This window comes from Paenibacillus sp. MMS20-IR301, from assembly GCF_032302195.1.
Taxonomy (GTDB): Bacteria; Bacillota; Bacilli; order Paenibacillales; family Paenibacillaceae; genus Paenibacillus_AQ.
Genome location: NZ_CP135275.1, coordinates 7472357 through 7491808 on the forward strand (window position 1 = coordinate 7472357; position 19452 = coordinate 7491808).

Here is a 19452-nt window from a genome sequence, read left to right on the forward strand (position 1 = left end):
ATATGAAGAATAAATTTACAAATATGAAATCAGGCAAACATAAAAAGAGAATACTCCTTTTATGTTTGTCTGTTCTGCTAATTCTTTTATCATTATTTTTTGCTGGAAAATTTCTCATGTATTCACAATCTCCGCAAAAAGCGGATGCAGTTATTGTGCTAAGCGGTGGGGCAGGGAGAGTAGAAAAAGCTATAGAATTATATAATGAAGGTTATGCGTCTAATCTTATTCTGTCAAATGTTAATGGATATGCTGGCCCAATAGGTGATATGTTAGAAACAGCACTTGCTCAAGGCATTCCTGAGAATGATATAATAACGGAAAATTTAGCCACAAGCACGTATGAGAATGCTGAATTAACCCTGCCAATATTGAATAAGCACATGTATACCTCTGCTATTATAGTCTCTTCTGATTTCCATATGCGTAGAGTAAAGTTTAATTTTGATAGATTATATAGAAGTTCTGGGATTCAGCTAACTTATGTTGCTTCTGAAACTAATTTTACCGCCAGCAGGTGGTGGAGTAATCATTTTAGTAGGGGATTAGTATTCGAAGAGTACAGTAAAATGATCGGTAATTTTTTGGGGTACAACGGGCCTGAAGCTAAAAAAGTTCTTAATAAAATAAAGAGCTTGTTTTGAGAACGAAACTGTTAAAGACTTAGGAGGGCTTCACAAACAATGAAGATCTTTGTTCCTTCTGATTCCTTTGAGATGAAAAGATTTAGGGAGTTATTGAACCTAGCCCATGAGAAATAAACTTATAAATCCTAAACCAGACAAACACAAAAAGAGACTCTTCTTTTAATCCTTGTATTCTACTTCTCCCGTCGGCCACTTTCTGGTGCTCTCACAGACGCGACAGGATACCGATGCCATCATTGTCCTTGGGGACACGTAGAAAAAGGAGCAGAGCTCTATTCGCAACACTATGCTCGCTCCTGTCCAACGCGAGCGAGAGCGGCAGCTGCCGGAAAAACATACAGGATACAGCCTTATCCCAAGGCATCCCCCAAGAGGCTATACTTACCGAGAATGAAGCGCTCAGTACCTACCAGAACGCTCAGTTCACGCTCCCGATCATGAAGCAGCACGGCTTCAGGTCTGCTATCGTAGTGTCTTCTGATTTTCATATGCGGCGGGTGAAGTTTATCTTCGATCATGTCTACAAGGATTCGGGTATTGAGCTGACCTATATCGGCTCGGATTCGGGTTATCATGCGAAGACGTGGTGGAGTGACCGGTATAGCCGGGAGACGACTGTCAGTGAATATGTTAAGATGATTGGCAATGCCTTCGGCTATAATGGCCCGGAAGCCAAGAGTACGTTCGAACAGATCAAACGCTGGTTCCGCTGAGGAAGGATTTCCGACAAAACTGCTTATAATATTTCTGAGTCTGCGGCCACAAAGCGACAAACAAATTAGGTATCCCGGTCTATAATTAGAGGCAAATCTATTAATAGTCTGGGAGAGATGGACCATGCCTAATTATCATTTTAGGGAAGTGTGGACACCTTTGCGCTGGTTTCAGATCCGGTTCTACCGGGATGATGCGGATCGGCTGTGGATGAAGAAGGGGAAGCAGCGGCGGCGGCTGGTTCGGAAACAGGGAATAGAAACGAATGAGACCTGAAGGGACCTGTTGGGTCTCTTTTTTTTGCTATAGTACCAAGTTATCCTGTTATTGCTATTCGTTATGTCCAGAGTTTGATATCAATCAGTCCTTAATAAGAGATAAAACCAGGGGAGAATCATGACAATTCTCCCTGGATCACATGCTTGACCATAGGGTGGTCTACAATCCGGAGCTTGTTCTCAAAATTCACTCAGGAAAGTTGATGAATATGGAAGTATCAGTAGTTGTTGTACTCCAAGTAACCCTTGCACCAAGCGCTTCAGAGATAATACATAAGCTTCATATGAATTATGAGTTAATTGAATGGAAGTATCACCTTTCGTCGCGATAACTGTCTTGCTTACATTATCCCAATTGACAATCATTCCATAGGCCTCAAATATGGGTCTCATTGGAACAAGAGTTGTGCCGGCATAAGTAACATTTGCGTAGATGTCTAATTTCTCATTATTCATAAAAACACTTGGATGTTGTCTCGAAGATTCTGTACTAGTTATACTGCCAGTAGGAGCTGCTGAAGCAAAAGCTCCATTTACTCCAATGCTCATTGAGATCACTGCGATACCAAGAAATACACTTATTTTTTTTCTCATAGGAACCTCCCATTTCAATAATAATAGACAATGAACAGATCACTTGCAGGTTATCGGTAAAAGCGATCGGGAATGGCAATCGGGTTGCCCGCAGTTCACGGATTGTACTAATCTGCAATATTCAGCACTATTGACCACTGGAATAATATAACATAATATTACATCTATACAATAAATCTATAATATTTGGATTCCAGTTAGGGGGTGTCTGCATGGTCCCTACTACAACTACGATTCGTGACGAACTAGCGATGTATTTGTCGCAGAAGGGGATGTCTATTAATCAATTCTCCGGACAATCCGGAATTAATTCAGGAACGCTCAGCCGGATCCTTAATGATCAGCAGCCCATTGCTATGGACCATCTGGTGCGGATCACCAAGGCGATGGAGCTGCCGGAGGATCACTTCTACAGCTTATACGTGGAAGAATGCTTCTATCATTCATCACCGACTTGGCGGCGTTTACGGCCTTTTCTTGTACACTCAGCTGCGCTAGGCCGTCTTGATTGCGTTGAGCAGGTCGTTCAGAATCTGCTGGAGAATCTTATCTACGCTCCTATGCTGTTTGAAGTCGCTGAAGGACTGTTTCAGGAAGGGCTGTGGGAAGCTGCCGAATTATTGTATAAGAATGTGAGCGTCAGTGAGAAATACCAGAATTCCGAAAGACTCGCAATCTGTCAATTCCGCCTGTTCCGGATTGCCCTTGGTGACGATCAGACGAAGAATTTGCAGGCGGCCCTTCTCTTCGAATGTTACCTGGACCGGCTGGATGAAGCGGATCAGTTGGATGGGCTTAATCATTTGATAAATGTCTATTACTCCCTGCACAAGTGGAAAAAGGTGGATGATTTGGCGCAGGAATTGTTCCAGCTAGCCTCTCTTCGATATGACCTTCACCACAATTCAAAACGTACTCAGAATAGCCCGAAAAATCCCGAAAAACCGCTCTACCGCTATATTCTATATTCACATCTCATGCGTGCAAGTGTCTATGAAGAGCAGAAGGATTACAAGACGGCACAAAAATTTGTATCTCTTTATATGGATAGCAGCTGGATACGAGAAGACGATGAAAATGCCAAACGAACTGTAGCCCAGTATCAGGAATGGGGTAATGCAAATACCATATTGTACCGGTTGATGTTAGGGCAGCATGAAGCATTGCTTGAATATGTCGAACTTATTTCCCTGCAAAATGATGAGATATTTGTCGCTTTATTCAATATCGTTATTGCGGCTAACCTCTTTAATTGGAATATTGATCACATTCTGGAGCGGTTTGCTGCTTATCTCCCGTATCGAACAAACCTTGATGAGTTTGGTGAGTATCACCAGCAGATTATAGCTGACCAATATGCACGATTTCTTTCTGAACTAGCAGCTTATTACTTACATAACAAGCGCAGAGAAGGTATTATCTTTGTTCTGCAAAGTTTGGCATTATCTGCTAGAATTAATAACGAGACTAACATCTTCAAATGTGTTGATCTGTTCGAACAGCATCGGCATCTGACAGATGAAGAAGAGAAAGAGCAATACAAACTTCTAATTAGAGAGGTGCAGGACTCACATGACAAAAAAATTCATCAAGCTTCTAGCTTCCTGTAGTCTGGCAATTGCAATTATTGTTCCTGTTGTAACCCCTGAACCTGTAGAAAATGGAAATAATCAAGCGCTGATTCAACTTATGGGGCATGGTGTAGGACGCGACTGAGTATCTGCCACTCGTAAAGTTTGTTTTCAAGTGTTCTCGTTGTTTTTCATTTTCGCCAAATTCCGCAAACCAAGAACGTTCCTGATCGACAGGGGACGTTCTTCTTTTTATGCAGATAATGAAATGGGCAGATAAACACCGGGAATTGAAATATATTTTCAATATCCGGCATTATTGACCTCTGGAATTCTATAACATAAGATTACACATATAAACAAATTTATAATATTTGGATTTCAGTTAAAGGGGTGTCTGCATGGTCCCTACTATAACTACAATTCGTGACGAACTAGCGATGTATTTGTCGCAGAAGGGGATGTCTATTAATCGATTCTCCGGACAATCCGGAATTAACTCGGGAACACTCAGCCGGATCCTTAATGATCAGCAGCCCATTGCTATGGACCATCTGGTGCGAATCACCAAGGCGATGGAACTGCCGGAGGATCATTACTACAGCTTATACGTGGACGAATGCTTCTATCATTCATCACCGACTTGGCGGCGTTTGCGGCCTTTTCTTGTACACTCAGCTGCGCTAGGCCGTCTGGATTGCGTTGAGCAGGTCGTTCAGAATCTGCTGGAGAATCTAATCTACGCTCCTATGCTATTCGAAGTGGCTGAAGGACTGTTTCAGGAAGGGCTGTGGGAAGCTGCCGGGGTGCTGTACAAGAATGTGAGTGCCAGTGAGAAATACCAGAATTCCGAAAGACTCGCGGTATGTCAATTTCGTCTATTCCGAATTGCCCTTGGAGACGATCAGGCGCAGAACTTGCAGGCGGCTCTTCTCTTCGAATGTTACCTGGACCGGCTGAATGAAGCAGATCAATTGGATGCATTGAAGCACTTGGGTCATGTCTATGGTTCACTAAATAGGTGGCATAAGGTGGATGAACTAGCCAAGCAGATGCAGCAATTAGCCGCTATTCGATATAATCTTCAGCGCCAATCAGGCCGCAGAGTGAGTGATGAGAAACAACCGGAGAAACCCCTGTATTTCTACATCCTCTACGCACAGCTTATCCGTTCAAATGTATGTGAGAAATCAGGAGACTATCAATCGGCATTAGACTATGTGTCGCTCTATATGGATGGAAGCTGGATACAGGAAGACAATGATGAGGTGAAGCGGACTGTGGCCCAGTTTCAGGAGTGGGGTACCGCGAACCGGCTGCTCTATCGGGTGATGGCAGGACTGCATGAAGCACTCTCGGACTATGTCGAATTTATCTCAGAGCGGCCAGATGAGATATTTATAGCTTTGTACAATATTATCTCGTCAGCTAACCGGTATGAATGGGATGTTGATTATATTTTGGAGCGGTTTGCTGCCTATATCCCCTACCGGACCTATTCTACAGAATTTGGAGATTACAATCGGCAGGTTATGTTGGACCAACACGCCAGATTTCTTGCTGAATTAGCATCCTATTATTTACATAATGAGCGCAAGGAAGGGATACAATTCATTTTGCAAAGCCTGGAGTCCTCTGCCAAAATCAATAACGAGAGCAATGTTATCAGATGTGTCGACCTGTTCGGGCAGCATCGGAATCAGGCAGATGAAGAAGAAAATGAACAATATAAATTTCAAATTGGAATATACCTGTAACATCGGGGATGTTCCTCTTTTTTTTGCAGACAATGAAATTATGATAGAAGCTCATGACCGCTGCGTCAGTTACCAGTCTCCTTTCGTTTCTGGAGATGCAGGTGTATGATATTCAGTAGACTATAGAAAAGGAGTTCTGGATATGAAGCCTATTGATAGAGTACGCGAATTAAGAGAATGGATGTCTGAACGTCAGATTGCGGCCTGTGTGGTGCTTAGCGGAGATGCCCATTTAAGTGAATATGAAGGGGAGCACTGGAAAAGCCGCCGCTGGATTACAGGCTTCACCGGCTCAGCCGGAACTGCGGTAATCACGGCAGATGATGCGGGCCTATGGACCGATGGCCGATACTTCATTCAGGCGGAACGGGAACTGGAAGGTTCGGGTATCCGCTTGTTCCGTATGACCGAGCCTGGTGTCCCGCAATGGGGAGAATGGCTGGAGGAGCAATTGCCGCAAGGAAGCAGTTTTGCTGTAGACGGCAGAACCTTGTCCGTATCGGCCATGAAGAGCCTGAAGGCCAAGCTGGCCGAGAAGGGAATCCAAGCGATAACGGACCTCGACCCGGTAGGTGCGATCTGGAAGGACAGACCGGACATCCCGGCCGAGCCGCTGATGCTGCATGATGAAGAATATGCAGGGTTAAGCCGCGGTGCCAAGCTTGAACAGATCCGGTCAGCAATGAAGCGTGCAGGTGCTGATTATTATGTGCTGTCCGCACTAGATGATCTGTGCTGGCTGTTTAACATCCGGGGACGGGATATTCCGTTTAATCCGTATGTGACGGCTTTTGCCGTTGTAGGTGTACATAATGCATTATTGTTCGCCGGGGGGCACAAGGCTACTCCTGAAGATAAGGAAACGCTGGCCAAGGACGGAGTGGAGATCAGAGCGTATGATGAAATCGTACCATTCCTGACGGCGCTCCCCGAAGCCCCTTCTGTACTGTATGATCCGAACAAAACCGGGTATAGTCTGGCGGCTGCCATTGCGCCTTCAGCCCGGATCATTGAGGCACCAGGACTCGTAGTAGCCCTCAAGTCGATTAAGAACGATGTGGAGATCCGCAACATCCGCGACGTATATTTGAAGGATGCTGTAGCGCTTGTCCAGCTGTTCAAATGGCTGCAGGAGACCGTGCCTGCCCGTCCGGTGACTGAGCTTGAAGTAGACGAGAAGGGACTGGAGCTGCGCCGGCAGCAGCCTTTATTCGCAGAGCTAAGCTTCTCCAGTATCTCCGCCTACGGCGAGAATGCTGCGATGATGCACTACTCGCCGTCCGCCGAACATCCGGTCCAGCTGGAGGCCAGAAGCTTCTATCTGCTGGATTCGGGTTCCCATTTCCTGAACGGAACGACTGATATCACCCGTACACTGGCGCTTGGGCCGCTGACGGATGAGGAGAAACGCGATTTTACCCTGGTGCTGAAATCCGTTATCGCCTTGTCTACGGCTAAATTCCTCTATGGCTCAACAGGCTCTACGCTCGATATTCTCGCCCGCAAGCCGATGTGGGACAATGGCCTGGATTACAAATGCGGAACCGGACATGGTGTAGGGTACTTCTCTAATGTGCACGAAGAGCCGCAGCGGTTCAGCTTTAAGCCGAATGAGGTCCGCCTGGAGCCGGGGATGATTATTACGGTTGAGCCGGGAGTCTATAAGGAAGGCCGCCATGGTATCCGTATAGAGAACACGCTGCTCATTACTGAGGATGTGACTACGGAGTTCGGACGGTTCCTGCAATTCGAAGATCTCTGTTATTTGCCGATCGATTACCGGGCGATTGTGCCTTCCATGCTGAGCGGGGAGGAGCTCGACTGGCTGAACAATTATCATGCCAAAGTATATGACAAGCTGGCTCCGTTACTGGATGAGGAGCACCAGCAGTGGCTGAAGCGGGAGACGGCGGCTTTGCTCTGATGAGCCGGGCGGTTGCGCATTAATCTATAATGAACTACAAACAAAACCGCAGTCCGGGAAGGCAGAATGCCTCTGAACTGCGGTTTTCTTTTTTTGAAGAATCAGACAAAATGTGACAAAACTATAATCCTATTAAGGAATTAATAGACAATCGAGTGAAAAAAATGTAACATCCCAATTGTGGCAACTTTTTTGATGCAACTATTGGGGAAAGGAGTCGAATTTAGCTTCACGTAATTATTAGGCAGGATAAACTGGGGACTGGGAGATGGAGTATGGTTTCGAAGAGATTAAGAACAACCGTTTCGCTAATTATGGTTTTATTGCTATCCTTCTTAAGTGTGCTAGAGGTGTCGGCCAGCCCGCTTAGAGCCGGCTTGACTTCAAATGAACGCTTGCCGGATGGGAAGCAGAAGATTACAGTCAATAGTGTCGTGGATGTAACCTATGGCGATCTTAAGGTGCTTCAGGGGGTTAAGTTCGTCCTCCAAAAGAACGATATCGAGATTGGCAGTCAGGCGAAGGCCAGAAGTGAAGCCAAACTTACTGTGCTTGATGCTGTATATGTATCCATGGAGTTTAGCGGTCTCACATTTACAGGTCTGTCTGAAGGTGAGGAATATTCCCTTCATGCTGAATATGCGGGGGAGAAAGGTGTAGTTGTAACACCTTCCCAGAGTATTCGTGTGCCTTCAGCTAATGGGATTGAGATCTCGTTGGAGCGGATGAGTAAAGACTCAAATACATACGAGCGTTCTACGAATTCGGAAATTCGCAGTGATGATAAAAATATAAGAATTACCGTTCTAAGCAACGGTGTTCCGCTTGTGGGCGAATCTGTTGCCGTATGGAGTTATTACCGTTCTTACTACTATACTACGGACCAGAACGGACAGATTCAGCTTAAGGATAACCGCGATCTTGAGATCAGCAAATCGGTTATCTATGTGTTATTGAAGCAGGGAAGCGAGCAGTATGAGGCTAAGCCTCTCTACGTAACCGATCTTCAAGAAGCGGGTACCTATACTGTGGCAATTCGTTATCTGGATGCCAAAGGCAGACTGTTCACCCAACAAACTGTAAATAACTATGGATTCAGCGGGCTAAAAGAGCAGATTGCTATTCCAGGTTATACGGCGCTGGTATTGCGCAACGGAGAGATTTCAGGGGAGTATAGCGCGTACATTACAACGGCTAATAATGAGACTTATTTTTTCAAGACTCCTGTATCTTCTTTGTACTCATCGGTAGGCGGGATTCATAAAGAGATTATAGAGGATGGCAGCGATTATAGCCGTTTGACTCTTCAATATACCTGGGATGACAAGCCTGTGGGTATTGAGAGCTATTCCTTAATTGACAACAACCGGTATAAGCAGCTTACGAACTCGTACGCTTCAAAAAGCTTTTACGGGAACACGGTCTACCTCAAAAAAAATAAAGAGTATGAATTCACTACGGTAGGAACTGCAAGCGGAGTGGCTGGAAAGATTGTACTCCGGAATAGATTCAAGCCGCTGGAAGCCAGCCATGTTGTAGCTTATGCTGCTAAATCGAGTGATTACAGCAAGCTGCATATTGTGGCGCCGGTTCTGGATGGCAACCAGGCAAGAATTCTAGTATCTTATCTGAATGAGAGATTCAATTACAATCAGGTCAGCTTGTATGCTCCTGCGGCTGGCAGCGATGTATATGTACCGATAGGTGAACAAATTCACCGCCTTACGACCAATGTTGGTTCGGGCAGCAATGCTTCGAATGCAGTTGTACTGAGATCCTACTTCACTCCGGCTGACAATGCGTATACTTTCCAGGCCGGAAGTCAGTATGACACGAAGATCAGCTTCAGGGTGAAGGATACTAATTACTACATTGAGCCTGAGATGCGGAGCCAGATTGTCTTGGGTGAGAGCGTAGAAGCTTTGGTGAACATGACAGATGAGCAGGGTAACCGTCTGGATGTGAGCAGTAATTATAAGCTGGTCATCAAAGATGAACAGGGCGAAATCATCTCTGATGAAAGCCTGAGCTGGACTACCGAGGAACAAGGCGGTAATCTGGAGCGTATCAATAAACGGGATTGGAAGCCTGCGAAATCAGGGACTTATAAGGTTCAATTATTCCCATATATATACAAGAATAATCAATATGTATATGGTGAGCTGTTAAGCGAAGCTGAACTGAAGGTCCTGCCGAAGAATGAATTGGATATTGAGATTAAAGGCAGCGACGGCAAGCTGGTAGATTTGGTAGACAAGCCTTACCTGACGATCAATCAGGCGAAAAAGGTGACGATTACCGTCCGCCAGCATGATACAGGCAAACAGGGTCAAACGGTAGCTGGCGTGAGTATCCGCCGCTATAGTGAAGTGCTCGGTGTCACCGATGAGCAGGGAACGTTCACGATTCCTGCAGACAAGGCTAATTATATCGGCCAGCTTACGTTCAAGAAGGCTGATTATTTAAGCAAAAGCGTCAACGTAGCCATCATTAATCCGGAGCATCAAGCTGTAATTCGTGTGCGCGGCCTGGATAAAGCCGAAGGTGATAGCTATGCCGGCGGGATTCCAATGGATTATGCCAGTATCCTGGCTTTAGTCAAGAAAAGCGACGGGTCTTATTCTACTACCTCCGATTACCTTAGTACTTCCGAAACACAAGCTTTTCTGGTAGTCGATTCTCCTTCAGTGGTAGGCGTTGACTTCATGCGCTATGACAGAAACTATACCGGGGTAGAGTCCAAATTTGGTTACTATATGTACGGCTCCGTACAAACAGAACCTGGTAAGGATTATTCGCTGGTGCTGGACGCAAGACAGGAACTTCAGGAAGTCAGCAAGGTTGTAATGGATAAACCGATAGATGAGCTGTATGTAGTACGTAGTGAACTGGCTGGCGCAAGTAATGTTCCTCATGTGATCGACAGCAATGCTGTTAATGAGAATTATTTCTACGCAACGCAGGGAACCTACAGCATGCTGGCACATACGAATTCAGGCAGTTTTGTATATCGCGATAACGTTGTAGTCGGTGCAGGAGACAACAGCTTGTCTATGGATGATTCTGCATCCGGACTGGCTTCTCTGGTGGCACCTGAAGCCGGGACCATTTATGCTGTGCAATATACCACAGCCAATAAATCGACCCTTCAAGGCTATGCTTATAATGCCAACCAGGTGCAAGTGACTCCTGGAGATGTGACGGTATTATTAGACCAATCCTTGGGTGCTATTGAATATCAGTATAATATTCATTTCGCTCCTGGAACACTGCAGGCAGGCACGCTCACACAGCTTGCTCCGCAGGCTCTGCGCGGAATTGATATCTTGGGATTACAGAATGGCAAACTGATCCGGCCGGCCGGGTCAACCTCGCTGGAGATTGGACTGGTCGATACTTCAGGAAATCCGATCGGACAGATCAAGAAGCCGCAGATTCTGGTTGCTAATGGCGGAACGAGCAGTGGTTACAAGTATATTTACCCGGAGCAGGCTTCTTATGAGATTCAGGATGAGTCCGGGAAAGTGCTGTACTCACAGACGGCACAGAGCTACCCGCTGAATGTATTAACTTATGATTATACTGAGGGCAGATATTTGACCAACGGCACGTACGTGGTTAAAGCTTCCCTGACCCTTGACGGACACACATATACGCTGGACCAAAAAGTTACATTGGAGTCGGGTACAGGTACTGTGGTAGATCCGGGGCAGAACCCGCCGGGAACGGATATTGGCGGTGGAGACAACGGAGGTACTGAACCAAAACCAACAGCAACTCCGACAGGTGGATCTCCTGGAGGAAGTTCACCTGGAGCTGGAGCACCCGGGCCGGCTGCAACCCCTGCACCTAAGCCTGCTGCGACAGCAGGTGTGAATGAGAATGTACAGAAGCAGAATGATAAGCTGCAGGAGCTGTTGAAGGATACTGCTGGTTCAGCAGCTGAGAAGGCTTCAGCAGCACAGAATGCTCTAACAAGCATTGCGGATTCACTCAAATTAGTTGTCAGCTCTGAGCAGGCTGAATACAACAGCAAGAACCTCTCATCAGCTATGGATAGTGCAGCTAAGCTGCTCCAGACCATTCAGGATCCTGCAGAGAAGCAGAAGATTGTAAGTTCTATTACTGAATTGGTAGGCAATGCACCCTATTTGCTGAACAAGCTGGATAGCTCTGACAAGGCAGTGGAAATTGCCCATGCACTTATTGAGAATGCAGCCGCCGTGCTGAATAACACACAGGGCATCAAGGCGGAGGAAATTCAGAAGCTGAAGAACTCTGTGGTCTCCTCCAGCCAGGCTGCTCTTAATAAAGCTGGTGAAGTAACAATCGCCAAAGAGAATGTGAAAGTGGATGGGAACGCTGTATCATCAGAGCTGAGTTCAGAGTTAATCAGCACACAGATTCAAACGGCAAAGCAGGCGCTGCAATCTGTCTCCGGGGACCTGACCAGCAAGCTTGGAGCAGGAACTGCTGCGGATCTGCAGCTGAACCTTACAGTGAAAGTGCCGCCGGTAAATGAAGGCATTCATAAATTGAATACTTCGCTTCCATCAGAGATTCTTACGCTGGTGAAGGAGAATGATATTACCGGATTAAAAATCCAAATGGATCAGACGGCATTCACCATTGAGCCTGATACGTTTGGTCCTGTAGCAGCAGGACAGAAGATCAACCTGGCGGCAGAGGTTGTTGAGAATGCTGTTATTAACAAACCTAGCCAAGCAGAGCCTCTGGCAAGCATTCCTGTAATGGAATTCAGTGCGTCTGTCGGAGATCAGCCTGTCAAGGACTTCGCGAAGCCTGTTGATGTGACTTTCGATGTGTCTTCCATTGATACATCCAAATATTCAGCGGCTAACCTTGAGAATCTGACCGTGTACCTCCTTAACGAGGAGAGTCTTACTTGGGAAGCAGTAGGGGGCAAATATGATCCTGTTACCCGGACTGTAACTGCACCAAGAGGTCACTTTAGCAAATATACTGTGATGATAGGAACGGCAAGCTTCTCTGATGTTCCGGGCACTCACTGGGCAGTACAGGAAATCAATTACCTGTCAGCCAAGGGGATTGTGGAGCATGGTGACAAGTTCAGACCATCTGATAAGATTACCCGTCAGCAATTCGCGGCCATGATTGCCAGAGCTTACGGCCTGACTGGTGCGGGGCAGACCTTGCCATTCAAAGATGTGTCCGCCACTAATCCTTATGCTGATGAGATTGCTGCTGCATATGCAGCAGGGATAATCACTGGCAAATCATCTGTTGCTTTTGATCCTGAGGCTACGATCTCCCGTGAAGAGATTGCGACAATGCTTGCACGGGCACTCACTGCATATAATGGTAAAGCAGCAGTTGCCGAGCCGGCAGCAGTGAATGCCGCCTTCACAGATGCAGCTAAGATATCGAAATGGGCAACATCAAGTGTGGCGTTGACGAAGAGTATCCAGCTATTCGAAGGGTTCGAGGATCAAAGCTTCCGTCCGGCCCAGACAGCCAGCAAAGCGGAGGCCGCTGCCTTGATCTACCGGTTGTATCAGCTGAAGTAACGGCTTATCTTCATCATTGAAACAGTATAAACCGCAGCTATAAGAGGCCCCATGCGCTCTTGTGGCTGCGGGTTTTTTTAATCCATAAATTACAATAAGCAATGCTGAACGACCATGCGTATGAGATAGAAAAGTGTTAAGAAGGAATAGCCTATTTCAAAGTGGACAATAGGGAGCAAGCTGATCCTGGAGAGCGGCCGGCTCTTGAAGGACAAGCAGGTCTAATTCTGGCGTCCAAATTAAAGCAATTCACTTTTTCTTATGCTGATTTGCCATAGGGCTGAACAGGGAGGGGAATGAAAATATCTATACCACATGACGAAGCATTTAAGAAACTGCTGGAGACATTTTTCAAGGAGTTTATAGAATTGTTTTTTCCTGAATTGGATTCTATGCTGGACTATACTGAAACAAGGTTTTTGATGCAGGAGCTGCTGGTAGATATTGTTGGTGAGGAAGCACGGGAATTAGATTTGTTACTGGAAACGCGCTATAAAGGGATGGACGGCTATATTCTGATTCACCTGAACCGCAGTCGTATAGAGATTCCAGGTTTCATGAGCGGATGTTTATTTACTTCAGCCGACTATTCGAGCGCTACCGGAAGGAGCATAAGCTGATTATCCCTATTGCCATTTTCACTTCCGAAGAGATCAGGGAAGAACAGGACATTCTGGAAATGAGTATTCCGGAGCACCAGATTCTGCGCTTCCAATTTCTGAAGGTGGAGCTGCGCAAGCAGAACTGGCGGCAGTTTATCAGTTCGGACAATCCGGTAGCTGCTGCGTTACTGGCCAAAATGGGGTATACTACAAAAGAAGCAAGAGAAGTACGCGGGGAGTTCCTGCGAATGTTCATGCAGTTAAGGACACGCCTGGATGAGGGACGGCTGGCGCTGATTATGTCAGTGGCCGATTTATATTTCAAGCCCGACCGGGCGTTGGATGAAGAGATTCTACGTGAATTAGTGAAACATTATCCGGAGGAGGGTGAAGCAATTATGGAACTCATGCCAGCCTGGAAACGTTGGGGATATGAAGAAGGTAAAGAAGAAGGAAAAGCTGAAGGTAAAGAGGAAGGACAGGCTGAGGTTATCCGTAAGTTGCTGCTTCACGGATTTACTCCGGAGGCTGTGTCCAAAGCTGTGGAGATCCCCCTGGATGAGATTAAGAAGTTGATGTAGGGCTTTTTATATATACGTATTAAATTTGAACTTGTGATCTTGTGATCTTGGGCTTGAGGCTGGTGAGGGAGCGGGCAATTCATTCTATTGTACTATGTGCAGCAGATCACGGTTAAATTGGCCTGAAATTAGAATCTATTGTAATTTGTACACTTGTTTTTTGTTATTCTGGCATTTTAAGCCCATTTCCCTGAAAAGCATTGTACGGAATACAATAGAATGGATTTTTCGGCTGTTTAGTGAGGAATCTGTTGTATAAAATGCAATTGCCCCCTTTCTATGGGCATTCTGCATTCGCAAGTTAACCTTGACGTTCCAGTTCAAGCTATATAGTAATTAAAGTGCAATAAACAAACCCGCAGTACGGGAGGCTGGATGCTCCTGGACGGCGGGTTTTATTTTGTTCCAATATGTGTAATGGAAAGACTGGAATACTAGCAGGAAGCTTCCCTACCCCCACACCCCGATAAGCAGAATGCCGCAGAAGATCACAATGGAGCAGGTAATCCGCCGCAGCCCCTGCTGCTCTTTCAGCAGCAGAATGCCGAGGAAGGTGGCGAAGATTGTGCCGCTCTCCCGCAGGGGGCTGATGTGGGCCAGCGGCGCCTGCTGCAGGGCGAAGAGAAACAGCAGGTACGAGCCCGGGTTAAGTACACTGCCCAGCAGGATGGTGAACTTGTTGTGCTGCCACTCTTCACGCAGCTTGCGCGAAGCCAGCACGGCAGGGGTCAGGCCGGCGACAAAGCCGATATTGGTAACCTCAAGCAGCGCCAGCGGAGAGACATGCTGGAGGTTGAGCTTGTCGATGAACACGTAACAGGTCGTACACAGCCCTACCGTTAATGCCATTAGCATGGGCTTGAAGCCCGGGCCGGTATGGCCTAAGGAGCGAGTATTGAATCCGATTCCGCTGAGCACGGCGAAGCCGCCGAGCATGAGGCAGATGCCCAGCCATCCGTAGAGGGACAGGGATTCCCCGAGGAACAGCACACCAATCAGCGGAATCAGCAGCGTGCCTGTTCCCCGCATAACCGGATAAATCTGTGACAGGTCTCCCATCTCATAGGTTTTGGATAAGAGCCAGGAGTATAGAGCCTGCAGCGCTACAGACAGCAGAAGCAGGGCATAGGCACCGGCAGAGAGCGGCTGTGTCCACAGCTCACGAAGCAGGACAGGGAGCAGCAGCAGCGTGGAGACCATCATAATTGACCACAGGAAGACGCTTTTACTTAAGCTTCTCTTGGTGAACATGCTCCATACCGCGTGACACATCCCGGAAGCAATAACCAGAAGAACGGGCAGCAGCATTGATTTTCAACCTTTCTTGTATACAGTCTTGACTTTGAATGTATGTCCCGGCACCGCACCAGTGATTCTGCTTGCAGCTTAGGGACAGAGCAGTCCTTATATCGAATTTAACTCATCATTACGCAAGCTAACGGACACCATGGGCTTTATTTGCTGATACTCCCTGTAATTTGTTCAGTTTGAGAGGTAATAAGACGGATTCTTATCACAATGAAGCAATAGCTATCTTCAGTTCCAGAAGGAAACTCAGGGATAACTGTATTGTGTGCAATTAAAAGAAGCGGTAAGGAGGTGCCGGATCATATAGCTGCATTCGGTACAACTAAATCCGTCCAAATACGTAATAACAAGCTACTCTTGGCAGTTTAGTTGCACGAAATACAGCTAAACCGGTAATGGGCAGACAATCAGATCATTTAGCTGTACGAAGTGCACTTATCATAACGTTGTTGGGATGAAACAAACCTGGCGCAAACGAGCTCTCCCTTTTCATTTCACTGGTTAAAATCTGCTGCCAATTTGCTGCTCGGTCAGTGTTCTGAGCCGTCAGCAACAGCAGGCGTGTGGACAGGCTGCTCCAGCAGCTGTGAGCCGTCCTCAAGCCGGAGCCAGGTCGTGAACTGCCGCTCACCCTGCGTTAACCGGATAACGCGTGCTCCGCGCATGAAGCCCTCACGGCCGTATGTATTGTAGCCGGTGGCCCGTCCATAGCTGAGCCGGATTCCGTGCAGGCTGCCGGTGAAGTCGTTCACATGATCATGTCCGCAAAAAGTCCCCATCACATCGCCCATCTCCACCAGTGCCGTGAACAATCCGGAATTCAGCACCGGAGCGCAGACCTGCTCATGCTTGTGTCCGTAACAGGTCTCCTTAGCCCACATCTCGGCATATTCCGGCAGCGGGATATGGAAGAAGGCCAGCGCAGGCAGCTTCTCCTGGCCGGGCCGGGAGTTCAGCTGTTCTGATTGTGCGGTCAGCCATTGAATCTGATTGCGCTGCACCCAGTTGTAGCCGGGGATCTGCTCCAGGCTGGAGTAAGCGCCTGTGTCCAGCATATAGAGGATTGCGCTTGTACTGCCGTCTGTGCCTGTAATTTCAAGGGTGTAGTTGCCCGCACCGGGCAGCTCCTCAGGGCCGGCTTCAGCCAGGCAGTGCGGGTGCTCCAGTGCCGTCTCCATCAGCTCGCTGTAAGTAACGCCTTTCTCGGTATCATGATTGCCGAAGACGAAAGCCCAGGGAGTGCCTGACGCTTCCACAGCAGCAACAGCATCGCGGAACGCCTGCCGGGGATTGCTGCATTCGGTGTCGCCCTCCGGAACGGGTCCGGTGTATACAAGATCGCCTGTGAAAATAACCAGGTCCGGCTGCTCCGCCTTAAGTACGCGCTCCATAAGCCCCCGGGTACGCTGGTCCTCGGCTCTTCCGTCCATCCAGTGAAGATCGGTGAACTGTACAATGTTGAATGTTCCATCCTGCCGGAATGATAATTTGTGATTCATGCAGCTTGCCCCCTTCTGATCATCCAAATCATGAGTTCAATTGAAGCTTTAGTGTTAAAATGTTGTTTTATATTGATTCATGTGTTTTCATGTTGATTCTATGACTGGAAGGTGATTCTGTCAAGCTCAAGTTTACAAGGATGAGTGTATCCTAGAGTTCTTATTGAAGCTGTGTCAAAAAAGCGCCAATCCCGGTGCACTCGAAAGTGAACAGAATTGGCGCTTGCTGCCTGTGCGGCTGATTGGACTCGAGAATAGCTTACCCGATCCAGATCCGCTGCGTACTGTGGTCGCCGGAGCTGCGGCCCAGCATAATATCGAATTCTCCGGGCTCGAAGATGAGCTGGTCATCCTGGCCGTAGAACATAAGCATATCTCTGGTAATCTCAAAGGTAACTGTCTGCTTCTCGTGCGGGGCAAGCGTAAGCTGCCGGAAGCCCTTCAGCTCCTTCACCGGGCGGACGACGCTTGCGGTCACATCGCGGATATAGAGCTGTACGGTCTCCTTGCCGGGAACCTCTGAGGTGTTCTCCACATCGATGGAGGCCAGCACCCGGTCAGCTCCTGCCGCTTCCACCTGGAGGCCGCTGTAGTCGAAGCTGGAGTAGCTCAGACCGTAGCCGAAGCAGAACAGCGGATCATTCGGGATATCCAGATAACGGGTTACATAACGCACGTTTGGATATTGCGGATCATAAGGGCGGCCGGTCTGGTAAGCATTATAGTAGACCGGAATCTGTCCTACAGAATAAGGGAAGCTCATGGACAGGCGTCCGGACGGATTGTAATCGCCGAACAGGACATCCGCGATCGAGTTGCCGGACTCGTTGCCCAGGAACCAGGCCTGTACCAGCGCATCGCTGGCATCCAGCACCGGTGCAAGCTCCAGCGGGCGGCCGCTGAAGATGATGGTGACCACCGGCTTGCCGGTATCCTTCAGGCGGCGGATCAGCTTCTCCTGATGGGCGGACAGCCGCAGGCTGGCTTTGCTGCCGCCTTCGCCGGTGTCCTGCTGATTCTCGCCGACAGCGGCCAGAATCACATCGCAATCCTTCAGCTGCTCATAGGCTGCCTCGGTCTCGTCTTCGACATCGAAGATGCCCTCCAGCATACTGCCCAGCTCGCCGGTCATTGCAGTAAGGATATCTCCTGCCGGGATTTTGCCGGTTATACCGGAATAGAGGGAGACCGCCGGATCCTTCTCGGTTCCGGCCCAGCCGCCCAGTACATTGACTGAAGTGGCGAACGGACCGGCGAGGCCGATCTTCATTCCCCGCTTCAGCGGCAATACCTGATTGTCGTTCTTCAGCAGCACCACCGAGCTTGCGCCCAGCTCCCGTGCAGCCTGCAGATGCTCAGGGCGGGGTTTGTCTGCTTCGTCTGCTTCCGGGTCTGCATCCTTGAACGGGTTCTCGAACAAGCCGAGCGCATCCTTAAGCTCCAGCACCCGGGTAACAGCTTCGTCGATCAGGGCGGTATCCAGCAGTCCTTCTTCAACCAGGGCGGCACCATGGTTCAGATAATGGGTGGACATCATCTCAATGTCGAGACCCGCAGCAATACTCTTCTGCGCGGCTTCGCGGCCGTCCCGGGCAGCGCCGTGCGGCACCAGCTCGTTCACCGAGTTGAAGTCGGCGATGGTTACGCCGTCAAAGCCCCATTCCTCGCGCAGAATGCCGCGGAGCAGCTTGCTGTTGCCGCTGGCCGGAATGCGGTCAATGGTGTTGAACGCGGCCATCACCATCGCCACACCCGCATCTACCGCCGCCTTATAGGCAGGCAGGTAGAATTCACGGAGCACACCGCTGGACATATCCACGGTGTTATATTCACGGCCGCCCTCAGGCGCACCGTAGCCGGCAAAGTGCTTCACGCAGGCAGCGATCCGCCCCGGCTCCTTCAGGTCCTTGCCCTGATAGCCCCGGACCATGCTCTCGGTCACGCGGGCATTCAGGTAAGGGTCCTCACCGGAGGTCTCCATGACCCGGCCCCAGCGCGGATCGCGCACGAGATCGGTCATGGGGGAGAAGGTGAGGTGAATACCGGCAGCGGCGCTCTCTCTGGCGGCAACTTCGGCGAACCGTTCGCAGGCTTCGAGGTCGAAGCTGCAGCCCAGTGCGAGCGGAATCGGCAGAATGGTACGGTAGCCGTGGATAACATCGGCCATGAAGAGCAGCGGAATCTTTTGGCGGCTTGCTGCAAGATGCCGCGTCTGCAGCTCAATTACATTCCGTGCTCCAATGCCGTTCAGAACGCTTCCGATTTTATCCATTACCTGCGGCTTGATGTTAAGTTCTTTGAATGGACCTGTTAAATCCACGGTATCATCCAGACCCCAATAATAAGGACCGAGCTGGGTTAGTTGGGCCAGCTTTTCGTCTAGCGTCATATCGTTCACTAGCTCTTGGATAAACGGTTTAGTCATGGC

Annotated in this window: 13 protein-coding genes; 9 read left to right on the top strand and 4 right to left on the bottom strand. The window is 48.4% G+C overall.

What is annotated here, in order from left to right; all coding sequences use genetic code 11:
* Positions 1-2 precede the first annotated feature (2 nt).
* The 3 genes from LOS79_RS32145 to LOS79_RS32155 all read left to right on the top strand — a co-directional run bounded on the left by LOS79_RS32145 (position 3) and on the right by LOS79_RS32155 (position 1637).
* Complete coding sequence (locus LOS79_RS32145; protein WP_315415116.1) at positions 3-644, top strand: YdcF family protein; 642 nt, start codon at positions 3-5, stop codon at positions 642-644.
* Positions 645-889: 245 nt separating this feature from the next.
* Positions 890-1360, top strand: coding sequence for a YdcF family protein (locus LOS79_RS32150; RefSeq protein WP_315415117.1), 471 nt, complete (start codon positions 890-892; stop codon positions 1358-1360).
* A 124-nt stretch (positions 1361-1484) separates the two neighbouring features.
* Positions 1485-1637 (top strand): hypothetical protein, encoded by a 153-nt coding sequence (locus tag LOS79_RS32155; protein ID WP_315415119.1) that lies wholly within the window; start codon positions 1485-1487, stop codon positions 1635-1637.
* A gap of 182 nt (positions 1638-1819) precedes the next feature.
* Here the strand turns inward: LOS79_RS32155 and LOS79_RS32160 are convergent, their stop codons facing one another.
* Positions 1820-2233 (bottom strand): copper amine oxidase N-terminal domain-containing protein, encoded by a 414-nt coding sequence (locus tag LOS79_RS32160; RefSeq protein WP_315415120.1) that lies wholly within the window; start codon positions 2231-2233, stop codon positions 1820-1822.
* A 212-nt stretch (positions 2234-2445) separates the two neighbouring features.
* On the opposite strand from LOS79_RS32160, the gene LOS79_RS32165 reads away from it, so the two are divergent.
* From LOS79_RS32165 to LOS79_RS32190, 6 genes are all read left to right on the top strand, one after another.
* Positions 2446-3843 (top strand): helix-turn-helix domain-containing protein, encoded by a 1398-nt coding sequence (locus LOS79_RS32165; RefSeq protein ID WP_315415121.1) that lies wholly within the window; start codon positions 2446-2448, stop codon positions 3841-3843.
* Positions 3844-4205: 362 nt separating this feature from the next.
* Complete coding sequence (locus tag LOS79_RS32170) at positions 4206-5561, top strand: helix-turn-helix domain-containing protein (protein WP_315415122.1); 1356 nt, start codon at positions 4206-4208, stop codon at positions 5559-5561.
* Between the two features lie 142 nt (positions 5562-5703).
* Positions 5704-7485: an aminopeptidase P family protein gene (locus LOS79_RS32175; protein WP_315415124.1), complete on the top strand. Its 1782-nt coding sequence runs from the start codon at positions 5704-5706 to the stop codon at positions 7483-7485.
* Positions 7486-7799: 314 nt separating this feature from the next.
* Positions 7800-13034 (top strand): S-layer homology domain-containing protein, encoded by a 5235-nt coding sequence (locus LOS79_RS32180; RefSeq protein ID WP_315415125.1) that lies wholly within the window; start codon positions 7800-7802, stop codon positions 13032-13034.
* A gap of 296 nt (positions 13035-13330) precedes the next feature.
* A complete protein-coding gene (locus LOS79_RS32185) occupies positions 13331-13654 on the top strand; it encodes an RpnC/YadD family protein (RefSeq protein ID WP_315415127.1) in 324 nt (107 codons plus the stop codon).
* A complete protein-coding gene (locus LOS79_RS32190; RefSeq protein ID WP_315415128.1) occupies positions 13600-14217 on the top strand; it encodes an RpnC/YadD family protein in 618 nt (205 codons plus the stop codon). Before LOS79_RS32185 ends, LOS79_RS32190 begins: the two co-directional genes overlap by 55 nt.
* A 450-nt stretch (positions 14218-14667) precedes the next feature.
* Here the strand turns inward: LOS79_RS32190 and LOS79_RS32195 are convergent, their stop codons facing one another.
* The 3 genes from LOS79_RS32195 to bglX form a co-directional block, all read right to left on the bottom strand.
* A complete protein-coding gene (locus LOS79_RS32195) occupies positions 14668-15525 on the bottom strand; it encodes a DMT family transporter (protein WP_315415129.1) in 858 nt (285 codons plus the stop codon).
* A gap of 530 nt (positions 15526-16055) precedes the next feature.
* Positions 16056-17024: a metallophosphoesterase family protein gene (locus LOS79_RS32200; protein ID WP_315415130.1), complete on the bottom strand. Its 969-nt coding sequence runs from the start codon at positions 17022-17024 to the stop codon at positions 16056-16058.
* 259 nt (positions 17025-17283) lie between these two features.
* Positions 17284-19449 carry a beta-glucosidase BglX gene (gene bglX, locus LOS79_RS32205; RefSeq protein ID WP_315415131.1) on the bottom strand — a complete coding sequence of 722 codons (2166 nt, stop codon included), beginning with the start codon at positions 19447-19449 and terminating at the stop codon, positions 17284-17286.
* Between the last annotated feature and the right edge of the window lie 3 nt (positions 19450-19452).